Below are 15272 nucleotides of genomic sequence, written 5' to 3'. Positions count from 1 at the left end.
CGCACCGACAGGACCACCGACAACGGTGACAACACCGCCGAGAACGGACGCCGCGCCGCAAACCGCCCGGCCACCCCGCCCGCACTGAGCTACCCGTCAGTCGTACGATCACGAAAAGGCCCTCCCTCAACGGCCCGCCCCCGACCAGCAGGAGATGACTTCGCATGACCGAGCCGACCCCCACCGAGGCCGCCACCGCGCCGGCGCCCGTGCTCGACGTGCCGCAGGACGTCCTGGACCACTTCGCCAAGCTCGGCGTGGACGCCTCCACCTTCTCCGGCGGCCACCTCGGCGACCGGCTCGGCATCCGGGTCGTCGAGGCGTCCGGCGACCGGGTGGTGGGGACCATGCCGGTCGAGGGCAACCAGCAGCCGTACGGCCTGCTGCACGGCGGCGCCTCGGCCGCGCTCGCCGAGACGCTGGGCTCGATCGGGGCGATGCTGCACGCGGGGCCCGGCCGGTACGCGGTCGGCGTCGACCTCAACGTCACGCACCACCGCTCGGCCACCTCCGGCCTGGTCACCGGCGTGGCCACCGCGGTCTTCAAGGGCCGCACCGCCGCCACCTACGAGATCGCGATCACCGACGACACCGGCCGGCGGATCACCAGCTGCCGGCTGACCTGCGCGCTGCGCGACCTGTAGCCGGCCCCGCCGGGCCCCCGGCCGGCCGCACCGGGTGGCCGCCGCACTCCGTTGACGCTCCGTCAGGCGCGTTGCACGCCCCCTCGTTTGACCACGGCCCCGACTGGGCAGGTGCCTGGCCGAACGCAGGGGGCGTCCGCGTACCCGCCCCGCCGCCGAAGCCCGGGCACGGCCCGCCGGCCGATTCGGAGCGATGCACTCCGGTTGTAACGCTAGGTAATATTGCTGCCATCTACCAGGCGGCCCAATTCCCCCTCGGCCCCCTCGGGAAACCGCTGCTGACCGCACGTCAGCCCGCTCGGTGTCCGAATTCCGAACGTGTGCGACCGGGGCCACTGCGCCGGTCACTCGCGTCCGCTCAGCGGACAGATCCGCTGCCAACTCCCCGTTCCCCCGCTTTTACCGGGCCAAGCGCCGCGCCGACATGAGCAAAACCCTTCATTGAACTGACCGTTGCCCAGCATGCGAGACGCTGGAATGCGGTGCTCATAACAAGAGAATCACAGCAAGAGCACACCCCTGCCAGAGTCGCCCCAAGCGCTCTAGAGTCACCGCCAGTCACCGCGCCACCGGATCGGGCTCACCAGATCGGGCAGGCCCCAGCGCGCGACCCGGCAGCCGGCCACCCCGGCCGCTGCCTCCGACCTGAAGGGGACCCTCGTGCGTAACCGTTCACTGCTCGTCCTCAGCATCGCCCTCACCGGAGCCCTCACCGTGACCGCCTGCGGCTCGCGCGGCACCAGCAAGTCCGGTGGCGACGCGGCCGGCGGCACCACCGTCACGATCGCCGTCGACGCGCCGCTCTCCGGCCAGAACTCGGCCACCGGGCTCGGCATCCAGTACGGCGTGCAGATCGCCGTCGACGACGCCAACAAGAACCACACCGTTCCCGGCGTCACCTTCAAGGTCAAGGCCCTGGACGACCAGGCGCAGCCCGCCACCGGCCAGCAGAACGCCACCGCGCTCGTCGCCGACTCCAGCGTGCTGGGCGTCGTGGGCCCGCTCAACTCCGGTGTGGCCGGCTCGATGCAGCAGGTCTTCGCGACCGCGAACCTGGTCGAGATCTCCCCCTCGAACACCAACCCCGCGCTCACCCAGGGCCCCAACTGGGCCAGCGGCACCAAGACCCGCGGCTTCAAGACCTACTTCCGCACCGCCACCACCGACGCGCTGCAGGGTGCCTTCGCCGCCCAGTACGCCGCCACCGCCGGCAAGAAGAGCGCCTTCATCGTCGACGACAAGCAGACCTACGGCGCGGGCCTGGCCGGCATCTTCAAGGACTCCTTCACCAAGGGCGGCGGCGCGGTCGTCGGCACCGACCACGTCAACACCGGTGACAAGGACTTCTCCACCCTGGTCACCAAGATCAAGTCCTCCGGCGCCGACCTGCTCTACTACGGCGGCCAGTACGACGAGGCCTCGCTGCTCAGCAAGCAGCTCAAGGCGGCCGGCGACAACATCGCCCTGTTCGGCGGCGACGGCATCTTCTCCGCCAGCTACATCTCCACCGGCGGCACCGGCACCGAGGGCGACCTGGCCACCTCCGTCGGCGTCCCGGTCGACACCCTGGACAGCGCCAAGGACTTCATCGCCAAGTACAAGGCCGCCGGCTACCCCGGTGACTACGGCACCTACGGCGGTTACTCCTACGACGCCGCCACCGCCATCATCAAGTCGATCGGCAACGTGGTCAGCGCCAACGGCGGCAAGGTCCCCAGCGACGCCCGCGCCAAGGTCGTCGAGGGCGTCCAGAAGGCCGACTTCGACGGCATCGCCGGCCACGTCTCCTTCGACGACTTCGGTGACACCACCAACAAGCAGCTGACCGTGTACCAGGTCAAGGACGGCAAGTGGGCCTCCGTCAAGACCGGCACCATCGGCTGACCCCACCCCGAACTCCACCGGGGCCGCCGCGCACACTCCGCGCCGGCGGCCCCGCGTCCCCCACCCCACGAGACGCCACTCTCCAAGCGACATGGAGGCTGCGGTGCACACCCTGCCGCAACAACTCGCCAACGGCCTGTTCCTAGGCTCGACCTACGGGCTCATCGCCATCGGCTACACGATGGTCTACGGCATCGTGCAGCTCATCAACTTCGCCCACGGCGAGATCTTCATGACCGGAGGATTCGGCGCACTCACCGTCTACCTCGCCCTGCCCAGCGGTACCAGCCTCTGGCTCGCCCTGCCGCTGATGCTGCTCGGCGGCGCCCTCGTCTCGGTCCTGATAGCCCTGGGCGCCGAACGCTTCGCCTACCGGCCGCTGCGCAACGCCCCACGGCTCGCGCCGCTGATCGCCGCCATCGGACTCTCGCTGGCCCTGCAGCAGGCCGTGCACAACCTCTACCCGCAGGCCACCAGCCCCCGGGTCTTCCCGCAGATCCCCAGCGGGCCCTGGCACCTGGGCAGCATCCAGATCCAGTCCGGTGACCTCTTCACCGTCATCGCCGCCCCGATCTGCATGGTGATCCTGGCGCTGTTCGTCCAGAAGTCCCGCACCGGCCGCGCCATGCAGGCCACCGCGCAGGACCCGGACACCGCCCAGCTGATGGGCATCGACACCAACCGGATCATCGCCACCGCCTTCGGCATCGGCGCCCTGTTCGCCGCCGTCGCCGCCGTCTGCTACGGCCTGCGCTACGGCCAGGTCGACTACAGCATGGGCTTCCAGGCCGGACTCAAGGCCTTCACCGCCGCGGTCCTGGGCGGCATCGGCAACATCTACGGCGCCATGCTCGGCGGCCTGGTGCTCGGCCTCACCGAGGCCCTCGCCACCGCCTACATCGCCGACGTCCCCGGCATGCACCAGCTCGGCGGCCAGGGCTGGGCCAACGTCTGGGCCTTCGTGCTGCTCATCCTGGTCCTGCTGCTGCGACCGCAGGGACTACTCGGCGAACGCGTCGCGGACCGGGCCTGAGGCCGAAGGAGAACCAGAGATGACCACCACCCCGCTCACCACCCTGGCCCTGCGCCGCGCGGCCGCCGCCGCACTCGGCAAGCTCGAGGGCACCGTGACCGCCCCCGTGGCCCGCGCCCTGACCGCCGGCGGCGCCGTCCTCACCATCGCCTCGGCCTTCCTCTCCTGGACCTGGACCGCCGACTTCCCCGGCGACCTCACCGTCAACGGCTACCCCGGCGGCCTGCAGTGGCTCACCGTCACCGCCGGCCTGCTGCTCCTGCTGCAGAGCCTGAGCGCCCACGGCGTGCGCGGCCTGGGGGGCCTGGGCCCGCACGGCCACACCATCGCGCTGCGCCGCCTGGCGCTGGGCGCGCTGGCCACCAGTTGGTTCACCCTCGGCGCGATCGCGGTCGAACTCGGGGGCCTGGCCAACCTCACCGCCGGCGGCTGGGTCGCGGCGTTCGCCGTCCTGCCCGCCCTCTACGGCGCGCTGGCGCTGCCCGCCGACCAGCACGCCGCCACCCCCGCCGACGCACTGCCGGCCTGGCGCGAGCGGCTGCAGGTCACCGCGATCGCCGCGTTCGGCCTGTTCCTGTTCACCTACGCCATCGAGACCAGCTACGGCGAGCTCTTCGAGGGCTTCCTGATCACCCTGGGCTTCGGCGCCGCCGCCCACCTCAAGTCCGGTCTCTTCGAGCGGACCTCGGCGCTGCTCACGCGCCAGCGCCCGTTCGCGATGGCCGCCGCCTTCGCCGCGGCCGCGCTCTTCCCGCTGACCCAGAGCGACGACCACAACGCCAACGTCGGCGTCAACATCCTGATCTTCGCCACCGTCGCGCTGGGCCTCAACATCGTGGTCGGCCTCACCGGCCTGCTCGACCTCGGCTACGTCGCCTTCCTGGGCGTGGGCGCCTACACGGCCGCATTGATCTCCGGCTCGGCCTACTCCCCCTTCCACCACGCCGAGGTGCCCTTCTGGGCGGCGGCCCTGATCGGCGCCGGGGTCTCGATGATCTTCGGTGTGCTGATCGGCGCACCCACCCTGCGGCTGCGCGGCGACTACCTGGCCATCGTCACCATCGGCTTCGGTGAGATCTTCCACCTCACCGTGCAGAACCTCGACGGCACCTCGGGCCCCAACATCACCAACGGGCCCAACGGCATCCCCAACATCCCCGACATCAGCCTCTTCGGGTTCAGCCTCGGCACCGCCCACACGATCGGTTCCTTCACCATCGGGCGCTTCGCCAACTACTTCTTCCTGATGCTGCTGGTCACCCTGATCGTCATCGCCGTCTTCAGCCGCGCCGGCAACTCCCGCATCGGCCGCGCCTGGATCGCGATCCGCGAGGACGAGACGGCCGCCGAGGCGATGGGCATCAACGGCTTCCGCACCAAGCTCACCGCCTTCGCCCTCGGTGCGGCGCTGGCCGGACTGGCCGGCACGGTCAGCGCCCACGTCACCTACACCGTGGTGCCCAACCCGTACGTCTTCGCCGGCTCCACCCCGCCCAACTCCGCCTTCCTGCTGGCGGCCGTGGTGCTCGGCGGGATGGGCACGGTCAGCGGCCCGCTGCTCGGCGCCTCGCTGCTCTACCTGATCCCCGAGAAGCTCGAGTTCCTGCAGAACTACCAGCTGCTCGCCTTCGGTGTCGCGCTCATCCTGCTGATGCGCTTCCGCCCCGAGGGCATCGTCGCCAACCGGCGCCGGCAGCTGGAGTTCCACCAGGCCGACCTGCCCGAACAGGCCGGACCCGCCGACACCATCACCCTCACCAAGGCAGGGGCGTGACCATGAGCACCACCACCACGACCGCCCAGCCGCTCCTCGAGGTCCGCGGCGTCACCATGCGGTTCGGCGGCCTGACCGCCGTCAACAACGTCGACCTGACGGTCGGCACCGGCGAGATCATCGGACTGATCGGCCCCAACGGCGCCGGCAAGACCACCTTCTTCAACTGCCTCACCGGCCTCTACGTGCCCACCGAGGGCACCGTCAAGTACCGCGACCGGGTGCTGCCGCCCAAGCCCCACCTGGTCACCCAGGCCGGCATCGCCCGCACCTTCCAGAACATCCGGCTCTTCGCCAACATGACCGTGCTGGAGAACGTCCTGGTCGGCCGGCACACCCGCACCAAGGAGGGCCTGCTCTCCGCCCTGATCCGCGGCCCGGGCTACCAGCGGGCCGAGGCCGAGAGCCGCGAGAAGGCGATGGCCCTGCTCGAGTTCACCGGACTCGCCGCCAAGGCCGACCACCTGGCCCGCAACCTGCCCTACGGCGAGCAGCGCAAGCTGGAGATCGCCCGGGCGCTGGCCAGCGAGCCCGGCCTGCTGCTGCTCGACGAGCCCACCGCCGGCATGAACCCGCAGGAGACCCGGGCCGCCGAGGAACTCGTCTTCGCGATCCGGGACCGCGGCATCGCCATCCTGGTCATCGAGCACGACATGCGCTTCATCTTCAACCTCTGCGACCGCACGGCCGTGCTGGTCCAGGGACAGAAGATCGTCGAGGGCGACCGGGAGACCGTCCAGGGCGACGAGCGCGTCATCACCGCCTACCTGGGCGCGCCGCTGGAGAGCGCGCCCGAGGCGGGCGCCGCACCGGCCGCGGTGGCGTCGGTACCGGCGCCCGCGCCGGCCCCGGACGAGGCCACGGCTCCGGCCGCGGCCGCCTCACAGGCCGGCGAGCCGACTGCCGAGCCGGATGCGGCGCAGGCTGCCGAGCCGGCCGACGAGTCGGATCCCGCCACGGAGAACGAGCAGAGCACGGAGACCGAGGAATGAGCACCGCCCTCCTGGAGATCCAGGACCTCCGCGTCGCCTACGGCAAGATCGAGGCCGTCAAGGGCATCAGCTTCAGCGTCGCCCGGGGCGAGGTCACCACCCTGATCGGCACCAACGGCGCCGGCAAGACCACCACCCTGCGCACCCTCTCCGGCCTGCTGCGGCCCACCAGCGGCAGCATCACCTTCGACGGGGAGCGCCTGGACACCGTCCCCGCGCACAAGATCGTCGCGCTGGGCCTGGCCCACTCCCCCGAGGGCCGGCACATCTTCCCGCGCATGACGATCGAGGAGAACCTGCTGCTCGGTGCCTTCCTGCGCAAGGACCAGGCCGGCATCACCGAGGACGTCGAGCGCGCCTACACGCTCTTCCCGATCCTCGGCGAGCGCCGCAAGCAGGCCGCCGGCACGCTGTCCGGCGGCGAGCAGCAGATGCTCGCGATGGGACGGGCCCTGATGTCCCGGCCCAAGCTGCTGATGCTCGACGAGCCGAGCATGGGCCTGTCGCCGATCATGATGCAGAAGATCATGGCGACCATCATCGAGCTCAAGAGCGGCGGCACCACCATCCTGCTGGTCGAGCAGAACGCCCAGGCCGCGCTCTCGCTCTCCGACCGCGGCTACGTCATGCAGACCGGCCAGATCGTGCTCACGGGCACCGGCGCCGAACTGCTCAACGACGAGTCGGTGCGCAAGTCCTACCTCGGCGAGGACTGACCCGCGCGCACGCGCACGCACCAGGGGCCGGGGACGCCCTCGTCCGACCCCGGGCCGGGTCGGGCGCTACTCGGCGCCGTCGGCCTTCTTCCTGTCCTGCGCGACGCCCTCCTCGATGACGGCCTCGGCCACGGCCGCCATCGTCATCCGGCGGTCCATCGAGGTCTTCTGGATCCAGCGGAAGGCGGCGGGCTCGTTCAGCCCGAACTTCGTCTGCAGCACGCTCTTCGCCCGGTCCACCAGCTTGCGGGTCTCCAGCCGCTGCGTGAGGTCGGCGATCTCCTCCTCGAGCGTGCGCATCTCGGTGTACCGCGAGACCGCCATCTCGATCGCGGGCACCAGGTCGCTCTTGGAGAACGGCTTGACGATGTACGCCATCGCCCCGGCGTCCCGGGCCCGGTCCACCAACTCGCGCTGCGAGAAGGCGGTCAGCATCAGCACCGGGGCCAGGTGCGCGTCATGGATCCGCTCGGCGGCCGAGAGCCCGTCCAGGATCGGCATCTTGACGTCCAGGATCGCCAGGTCCGGCTTGAGCTCCTCGACCAGCCTCACCGCCGTCTCCCCGTCCCCGGCCTCCCCGACGACGGTGTAGCCCTCCTCCTCCAGCATCTCCTTGAGGTCGAGGCGGATCAGCGCCTCGTCCTCGGCGATGACAATGCGGGTGATCTGGGGCGAGTCGGTCTCAAGCGCCAGGGGCTGCTCATCGGCGGTGCTCACGGGACTCCTCGTTCCGGCGGGATCTGCATGCACGAGGGTACCCAGAGCATGTATGTTGGTTCCATCAGGGGCGATCTTGGGCCTTTGATATGTAGGCCCCGATAGCCCAATTGGCAGCAGGCGAAGGTCTCAAACACCTTACAGTGTGGGTTCGAGTCCCACTCGGGGCACTTTTCCTTCCTTTTGAAGGCTATTCCCAAGGCGTCGAGCACCTGACTTTCTTCATTCCTTCAGGTGAAAACCGCCGACATCGAGTCCATACCGTCATCTTCTGGCGGAATCTCGACCCCGCGTACGACCAGGCCACCCGCCGCCACGCCCTCGCCCTCGCCCGGAACGACGTGCCCACCGATCCCGGCGGGCGCCCGGGGTTGCCGGGGGCCCGCCGGGATCGGGTGGTCAGTTGTCCAACTCGCCCACGTGGTGGACGCGGACCAGGTTGGTGGAGCCGGAGAGGCCGGGGGGCGAGCCGGCCGTGATGATGACGATGTCGCCGCGCTGGCAGCGACCCAGGCTCAGCAGCTGGGCGTCGACCTGGGCGACCATCTCGTCGGTGGTCGGCACGAACGGGCCGAGGAAGGTCTCCACGCCCCAGGTCAGCGCCAGTTGGCTGCGCACGGCGGGCTCGTAGGTGAAGGCGAGCACCGGGATCGGCGAGCGGTAGCGGGTCAACCGGCGGGCGGTGTCGCCGCTCTGGGTGAAGGCGATCAGGTACTTGGCGCCCAGGAAGTCGCCGATCTCGGCGGCGGCCCGGGCCACCGCGCCGCCCTGGGTGCGCGGCTTGTTGCGGACCGTGAGCGGGGGCAGGCCGGCGGCCAGCACCTCCTCCTCGACCGCCTCGATGATCCGGCCCATGGTCTTGACCGTCTCGATCGGGTACTTGCCCACCGAGGTCTCGCCGGAGAGCATCACCGCGTCGGTGCCGTCCAGCACGGCGTTGGCCACGTCGGAGGCCTCGGCGCGGGTGGGCCGGGAGGCGTTGATCATCGAGTCGAGCATCTGGGTGGCGACGATGACCGGCTTGGCGTTGCGCTTGGCGAGCTTGATGGCCCGCTTCTGCACCAGCGGCACCTGCTCCAGCGGCATCTCGACGCCCAGGTCACCGCGGGCGACCATGATGCCGTCGAAGGCGTCGACGATGGACTCCAGGCTCTCCACCGCCTGCGGCTTCTCCACCTTGGCGATGACGGGCAGGAAGCGGCCCTCCTCGCGCATCACGGTGTGCACGTCCTCGATGTCCTTGCCGCTGCGGACGAAGGAGAGGGCGATCAGGTCGGCGCCGATCCGCAGGGCCCAGCGCAGGTCGGCGACGTCCTTGTCGCTGAGCGCGGGCACGGAGACGGCGACTCCGGGCAGGTTGAGGCCCTTGTGGTCGGAGACCAGGCCCCCTTCGATGACGATGCAGTGGACCCGCGGTCCCTCGACGTGGGTGACCTCCAGGCAGACCCGACCGTCGTCGATCAGGATCCGCTCGCCGCGCGACACGTCGCCGGCCAGGCCCTTGTAGGTGGTGCCGCAGATCTCCTTGTCCCCGGGGACGTCCTCCACCGTGATGGTGAACTCGTCGCCGCGTTCGAGGAGTACCGGCCCCTCGGCGAAGGTGTCGAGTCGGATCTTCGGACCTTGAAGATCGACCAGGACGCCGACACTGCGGCCGGTCTCGTCGGCGGCCTTGCGGACCCGGCGATACCGTTCCTCGTGCTCGGCGTGGGAGCCGTGGCTCAGGTTGAAGCGGGCGATGTCCATCCCGGCGTCGACCAGGGTCTTGATCTGGTCGTACGAGTCCGTGGCGGGCCCGAGAGTACAGACGATTTTTGCTCGGCGCATAGCTCCGAGCGTATGCATTACCGGTGCGTAACAACGACGTTCCGGCGGACCGTCGCATGACCACTGTCGGAAGCTTGGCTGAACTCTCTGACGACTCGTGACATCCGTTGCACGAAAGAACAGTTGACCGGACGACGGGAGGCCGTTGCTGATCCGTGAAGGCTTGTTCACCCCCGCTTCACTGCCCGGACAGTCGGCGCTCCGGCCGTGGCGGGAGGCTCTGGGTCCGGGGGATCCCGGCCTAGGGGGAGGGTGCGCCGTGCGGCGTGTACTGGGAGTGGTCGTTTCCGTGGTCCTGGTGGCCGCCGTGGGGGTGGTGATCGCGGTCAGATGGCCGCACTCGCCCGGACCCGCACTGACCCGGGTGTCCGGGCTGATCGGCTCCGAGAAGACCGAGTTCTTCAACAGTCCCGAGGTCCAGCAGGCGCTGCGCAACGACAAGTTGGACGTCCATGTGACCAGCTCCGGTTCCTGGCAGATGGCCCAGCAGGTCGCCGCGAAGCCGACCGCGTACGACTTCGCCTTCCCGGCGAGCTCGACCGCGACGTCCTCGCTCAAGGACCTGAACAGCGTGCCGGTGCGCCCGTTCTACTCGCCGCTGGTGGTGATCGCCAACCGCAGCACGGTCGACCTGCTGCTGCGGGACAGCTGGAACGGCGTCGCCGGGCCGATGGGCAAGGTGCCGCCACTGCTGAAGAGCGGTCAGGACGGCGCCGAGCTGCTGGACATGGACGCCTACCGGCAGGCCGTGGCGGCCAACCTGACCTGGGGCGCGGTCGATCCGCAGGGCACCCGCAAGGACCTGCGCGGCCAGCTGCTGATCTCCACCACCGACCCGGCGAGCTCCTCCTCGGCCGCGCTCTACCTGGCCGTGATGTCCTACCTGGCGAACGGCCAGCAGGTGGTCACCGACCAGAGCGGAATCGACAGGGTCGGACCGCTTCTGAAGCAACTGGTGCAGAGCCAGGGCGCCCTGCTGGCCAGTAGTGACGAACTCTTCCGGGACTTCCTGTCCGGCGTCGGCAGGCCGCTGATCTGGACCTACGAGTCGGAGGCCGCCGGACTGGCCCGCGCCGGCAAGCTGCCCCAGGACACCGTCGTGCTCTATCCCGACACCACGATCCAGAGTGACCACACGGTGGTCGAGTTGACGAAGAACGCCGAGCCCTTCGCCGCCGCGATGCAGAACGACCCCGTCCTGCGGCAGCTGGCGGCCAGGTTCGGCTTCCGGCCCTCCGGCGACCCGCAGGCGATGGTGCAGGCCCTGGGCGAGCGGGGCACCGGATTCGCCGCGGACGTCACCCGGATCGGCTCGTTCCAGGTGGCCCCGCCGTCCACCGACAACCTGCAGAAACTGGTCAACGCAGCCAAGGGAAGCAACTGATGCGCGCACACCTGACCCGCCGGACCGCGCTCGGCGCGCTGGCCCTGCTGCTGACCGCGGTGACCGGCTGCACCTCCAGCGGGCCGGGGCCCACCGACCCCCTGCCCAGCGGCGTCACCGGCTCGAACGGCCCGGCCCCGGTCGGCGCGAGCGTGACCCTCAAGGTGCTGGGGGGCAGCGAACTGCAGGACATGACGCCGATCCTCGACGACGCCCTGAAGGCGACCGGGGTGGGCGTCCAGTTCACCTACACCGGCACCCTGGACGGCGCCGACGCGGTCGCCGCCGGCCGGGCCGACGGGGCCTACGACGCGCTCTGGTTCCCGTCCAACCACTACCTGCGGCTGGATCCGACCGGCGCCGGCAAGCTGCTCTCGGAGACCCCCACGATGGTCTCCCCGGTGGCGATCGGCGTGCGCACCTCGCTGCTCAGCTCGCTGGGCTGGGACCCGGCGAAGGTCACCTGGGCGCAGATCGGCCAGGCGGTGGCGGCCGAGAAGCTCACCTTCGGGATGTCCGACCCCTCGCGCTCCAACTCCGGCTTCTCCGCGCTGGTCGGGCTGGCCTCGGCGTTCTCGGCGGCGAACTCGGCCCTCACCCAGGACGACATCACCAAGGCCTCCCCCGACCTGCAGCGCTTCTTCACCGGCCAGAAGCTCACCTCCGGCTCCTCGGGCTGGCTGGCGCAGGCCTACCAGCGCTCCGCGCAGGGCGGCTCGGGCACCTCGGTGGGCGCGCTGGTGAACTACGAGTCGGTGCTGATGGAGCTCAACCGGACGCTGCCCGCGGGCGCGCAGCTGACCGTGATCCGCCCGCTGGACGGCGTGGTGTCGGCCAACTACCCGCTGACGCTGCTCAACTCCTCCTCCGCCGCGGCCCGCGACGCCTTCCAGCGGCTGACCGCCTACCTGCTCCGCGACGACGTGCAGCGCAAGATCTCGGACGTCACCGCGCGCCGGCCGATCGGTCCGGGCGTGGGACCCGGCGCGGGGCTGCCGGGCGACCCGCGCGCCGAACTGCCCTTCCCCGGCAGCCGGGCGGTCGCGGACGCGCTGCTCGCGACCTACCAGAACCAGCTGCGCCGGCCCTCGCGGACGGTCTACGTGCTGGACACCTCCGGCTCGATGGAGGGCGACCGGCTGGCCAAACTGAAGCAGGCGCTGGGGCAGTTGACGGGCTCCAACGACCCGCGCGGCGAGCAGCGGTTCCGCGACCGCGAGGAGGTGACGCTGCTCTCCTTCGCCGACTCGGTCAAGTGGGAGAAGACCCACCAGGTGCCGCAGAAGGAGCCGCAGCCCGAACTCGCGGCGATCAACGCCGACGTGCAGAGCCTGTCGGCGGACGGCGGCACGGCGATCTACAGCTCGCTGGAGGAGGCGTACAAGCTGGTGGCCAAGCAGCAGGCGGCCGCCGGTGACGACCGCTTCACCTCGATCGTGCTGATGACCGACGGGGAGAGCAACGAGGGCGCCTCGGCGGGCGACTTCGCGAAGTTCTACCAGGCGCTGCCGCCGGCCGGCCAGGCGGTGCCGGTCTTCCCGATCCTCTTCGGGGACGCGGCCAAGCAGCAGTTGCAGGGCATCGCGGACACCACCGGCGGCAAGCTGTTCGACGGGATGTCGGGCTCGCTGGACGGCGTCTTCGAGGACATCCGTGGCTACCAGTAGGCCGCGGCCACCGGCCTGGTTCGGCTCCCGGGCGCACTTCCTGGGCAGCGCGGCGGCGCTGGCCGGGGTCGGGCTGGGGGTGGCGGAGGGGATCGGGCCGTGGACGGCGGCGGTCTCCGGCGGGCTGTACGCGGCGGGGGCGGTGCTGGGGCTGACCTTCCCGGGAGCCCAAGGGTCGGGCTCGGGGCCGAGCTCGGGGCCGAGCTCGGGGCCGGGCGAGGGCGAGGTCACCTGCGAAGGCACGGCCGGGGGCGAGATCCGGGAGCGACCACCCGTCCCGACGCCGACCCTGCCGCCCACCCTGCCCCCGGCCGAGCTGGCGGCCCAGCTGCGCCGCGAACTGGCGGCGCAGCGCGAGCGGGTGGCGCGGGCGGGCTGGCCGGAGCCGCAGGCGGGCGCCGCGCGCCAGCTGGTGGCGGCGGTGGCGGACCGGCTCAGTGCCGCCACCGCGGTGGCGCTGGGCCCGGTGGTGCGCGAGTCGCTGCCGGGCGCGCTGGACCGCTACGAGCGGGCCCGGTCCTGGTGGCGCCTGGAGCCGCAGGGCGAGGAGCCGGCCGCCGAGTTCGCCGCGCTGGCGGGGCGCCTGCTGGGGGACCTCCCGCCGCTCTGAGGCCCCGGCACGGGCACCGCGTCACGCCGCGGTCCCCAACTCCTCACCTGGCGGTAACGTCCAGGGGCTGGTCGTGGGCGCCTCGGGAGGGCAGACTTCTACGCGCGTTCCTCTACGCGCGTCACCTGCTGGCGGCGCGTCAGAGACGTGTGCCCGCTTCCGTCGAAGAGTCCTGGAGTGACCTCATGCCCCTGAACCGTCGCGACTTCGTCACGCGGTCCGCCGTGACCGCGGCCGGCGCCGCCATGGTGGGAGGCCTGTCGGTGGCCGCCGCCGACCCCGCGGCTGCCCAGGCCGCCGAGCCGGACAGCCGCAAGCGCAAGCCGCACACCGCGCACTTCACCGTCATGGGCACCACCGACCTGCACGGGCACGCGGTCAACTGGGACTACTTCACCGACGCGGTCTACAAGGACGCGCAGAAGAACGCGGTCGGCCTGGCGAAGGTCTCCACCCTGGTGAACCAGGTCCGCGACGACAAGGGCTGGGACCGCACCCTGCTCATCGACGCCGGCGACATCATCCAGGGCACTCAGCTGAGCTACTACTACGCCCGGGTCGACCCGATCGCCAGCGACGCGGACGAGGTCCCCGAGCACCCGATGGCGACCGCCATGAACAACATGGGCTACGACGCGGCGGCGCTGGGCAACCACGAGTTCAACTACGGCATCGAGACCGTGCGCGCCTTCGAGGAGCAGCTGGACTTCCCGCTGCTGGGCGCCAACGCGCTGTACGCCAAGAACGAGAAGCCGGCCTTCCCGCCCTACGTCATCAAGACCCTGCACCTGGGCGGCGACCGCCCGCTCAAGGTCGGCATCCTGGGCCTGACCAACCCGGGCATCGCGATCTGGGACAAGGCCAACGTGGCCGGCAAGATGACCTTCAACGGCATCGTGGAGGCCGCGAAGATCTACGTGCCGAAGCTGAAGGCGGCCGGCGCGGACGTCATCGTGGTGGCGGCGCACTCGGGCATCGACGAGCCGTCCTCCTACGGCGACCAGCTCCCCTTCCCGGAGGACGCCTCCGGTGACATGGCCGCCCAGGTCCCCGGGATCGACGCGGTGCTGGTGGGCCACACCCACAAGGAGGTGGCCCAGCGCCTGGTGGTCAACAAGACCACCGGCAAGACCGTGGTGCTCTCCGAGCCGCTCTGCTGGGGCGAGCGGCTGAGCTGCTTCGACTTCGAGGTGACGCTCGACAACGGTGCCTGGTCGGTCACCTCGCTCAGCGCCCGGGTGCTGAACACCAACACGGTCGACGAGGACCCGGAGATCGTCAAGCTGATCAAGGCCCAGCACGACACCGTCGTCACCTACGTGAACCAGGTGATCGGCACCAGCAAGACCGACCTGTCGATCGCGCTCGCGCCCTACCAGGACGTGCCGATCATCGACCTGATCGGCAAGGTGCAGCAGGACACCGTGAAGGCCGCGCTGGCCTCCACCAGCTACGCCACCCTGCCGGTGCTGGCGCAGGCCGCGCCGTTCAACCGCACCGCCGACATCCCGGCCGGCACGGTCAAGCTGCGGGACGCGGCGGGCCTGTACATCTACGAGAACACCCTGGAGGCCCGTCTGATGACGGGTGCCCAGATCAAGGACTACCTGGAGTACTCCGCGAAGTACTTCGCCCAGCTGGCCCCGGGCGCCCCGGTGGACAAGGCCACGCTGACCAACCAGCAGAACACCCCGGACTACAACTACGACTCGGTGTACGGCGTCTCGTACGACATCGACATCTCGCAGCCGGTCGGTTCGCGGATCGTCAACCTGTCCTACGCGGGCAAGCCGGTCGACCCGGCCGCGCAGTTCGTGCTGGCGGTGAACAACTACCGTGCCAACGGCGGCGGCAACTTCCCGCACGTGGCGGCGGCCCAGCAGGTGTGGACCAGCTCGGACGAGATCCGCAACACCATGATCGCCTGGGTGAAGGCCAAGGGCGTCATCGACCCGGCGGACTTCGCCACGGTCGGCTGGCGCCTGGTGCGCGCGGGCGTCCCGGTCTTCTAGGCCGCCGCGCCC

Annotated in this window: 12 protein-coding genes and 1 tRNA gene; 11 read left to right on the top strand and 2 right to left on the bottom strand. The window is 70.5% G+C overall.

Annotation, left to right across the window (positions count from 1 at the left end; all coding sequences use genetic code 11):
- Nucleotides 1-164: 164 nt before the first annotated feature.
- The 6 genes from ABD323_RS07015 (at nucleotide 165) to ABD323_RS06990 (ending at nucleotide 7043) form a co-directional block, all read left to right on the top strand.
- Nucleotides 165-644, top strand: a complete 480-nt coding sequence (locus ABD323_RS07015; protein WP_344440342.1) for a PaaI family thioesterase — start codon at nucleotides 165-167, stop codon at nucleotides 642-644.
- A gap of 660 nt (nucleotides 645-1304) precedes the next feature.
- Complete coding sequence (locus ABD323_RS07010) at nucleotides 1305-2528, top strand: branched-chain amino acid ABC transporter substrate-binding protein (protein WP_344440341.1); 1224 nt, start codon at nucleotides 1305-1307, stop codon at nucleotides 2526-2528.
- A gap of 103 nt (nucleotides 2529-2631) precedes the next feature.
- Nucleotides 2632-3561 (top strand): branched-chain amino acid ABC transporter permease, encoded by a 930-nt coding sequence (locus ABD323_RS07005; RefSeq protein WP_344440340.1) that lies wholly within the window; start codon nucleotides 2632-2634, stop codon nucleotides 3559-3561.
- Between the two features lie 19 nt (nucleotides 3562-3580).
- Nucleotides 3581-5335 carry a branched-chain amino acid ABC transporter permease gene (locus tag ABD323_RS07000; RefSeq protein ID WP_344440339.1) on the top strand — a complete coding sequence of 585 codons (1755 nt, stop codon included), beginning with the start codon at nucleotides 3581-3583 and terminating at the stop codon, nucleotides 5333-5335.
- Nucleotides 5336-5337: 2 nt separating this feature from the next.
- On the top strand, nucleotides 5338-6327 hold the full coding sequence (locus tag ABD323_RS06995) for an ABC transporter ATP-binding protein (protein ID WP_344440338.1): 990 nt from the start codon (nucleotides 5338-5340) through the stop codon (nucleotides 6325-6327).
- Nucleotides 6324-7043, top strand: coding sequence for an ABC transporter ATP-binding protein (locus ABD323_RS06990; RefSeq protein ID WP_344440337.1), 720 nt, complete (start codon nucleotides 6324-6326; stop codon nucleotides 7041-7043). Before ABD323_RS06995 ends, ABD323_RS06990 begins: the two co-directional genes overlap by 4 nt.
- Nucleotides 7044-7109: 66 nt before the next feature.
- On the opposite strand, the gene ABD323_RS06985 is transcribed toward ABD323_RS06990, so the two are convergent.
- Nucleotides 7110-7760 (bottom strand): ANTAR domain-containing response regulator, encoded by a 651-nt coding sequence (locus ABD323_RS06985; RefSeq protein WP_344440336.1) that lies wholly within the window; start codon nucleotides 7758-7760, stop codon nucleotides 7110-7112.
- A 95-nt stretch (nucleotides 7761-7855) separates the two neighbouring features.
- On the opposite strand from ABD323_RS06985, the gene ABD323_RS06980 reads away from it, so the two are divergent.
- Nucleotides 7856-7930 (top strand) — tRNA-Leu (locus ABD323_RS06980).
- A gap of 229 nt (nucleotides 7931-8159) precedes the next feature.
- Here the strand turns inward: ABD323_RS06980 and pyk are convergent.
- Nucleotides 8160-9605 (bottom strand): pyruvate kinase, encoded by a 1446-nt coding sequence (pyk, locus tag ABD323_RS06975; protein WP_344440335.1) that lies wholly within the window; start codon nucleotides 9603-9605, stop codon nucleotides 8160-8162.
- 241 nt (nucleotides 9606-9846) lie between these two features.
- Here pyk and ABD323_RS06970 point away from each other — a divergent pair, with 241 nt between their 5' ends.
- The 4 genes from ABD323_RS06970 (at nucleotide 9847) to ABD323_RS06955 (ending at nucleotide 15260) form a co-directional block, all read left to right on the top strand.
- A complete protein-coding gene (locus ABD323_RS06970) occupies nucleotides 9847-10971 on the top strand; it encodes a hypothetical protein (RefSeq protein WP_344440334.1) in 1125 nt (374 codons plus the stop codon).
- Nucleotides 10971-12638: a VWA domain-containing protein gene (locus ABD323_RS06965; RefSeq protein ID WP_344440333.1), complete on the top strand. Its 1668-nt coding sequence runs from the start codon at nucleotides 10971-10973 to the stop codon at nucleotides 12636-12638. The genes ABD323_RS06970 and ABD323_RS06965 overlap by 1 nt, the downstream gene beginning before the upstream one ends.
- Nucleotides 12625-13248, top strand: coding sequence for a hypothetical protein (locus ABD323_RS06960; RefSeq protein ID WP_344440332.1), 624 nt, complete (start codon nucleotides 12625-12627; stop codon nucleotides 13246-13248). Before ABD323_RS06965 ends, ABD323_RS06960 begins: the two co-directional genes overlap by 14 nt.
- 185 nt (nucleotides 13249-13433) lie before the next feature.
- Nucleotides 13434-15260 (top strand): bifunctional metallophosphatase/5'-nucleotidase, encoded by a 1827-nt coding sequence (locus ABD323_RS06955; protein WP_344440331.1) that lies wholly within the window; start codon nucleotides 13434-13436, stop codon nucleotides 15258-15260.
- Nucleotides 15261-15272 lie beyond the last annotated feature (12 nt).

This window comes from Kitasatospora nipponensis, from assembly GCF_039528135.1.
In the GTDB taxonomy this organism is placed as follows: Bacteria; Actinomycetota; Actinomycetes; order Streptomycetales; family Streptomycetaceae; genus Kitasatospora; species Kitasatospora nipponensis.
The sequence above is the reverse complement of the archived record's forward strand: the minus strand, read 5'-3'. Positions and strand labels throughout refer to the sequence as shown.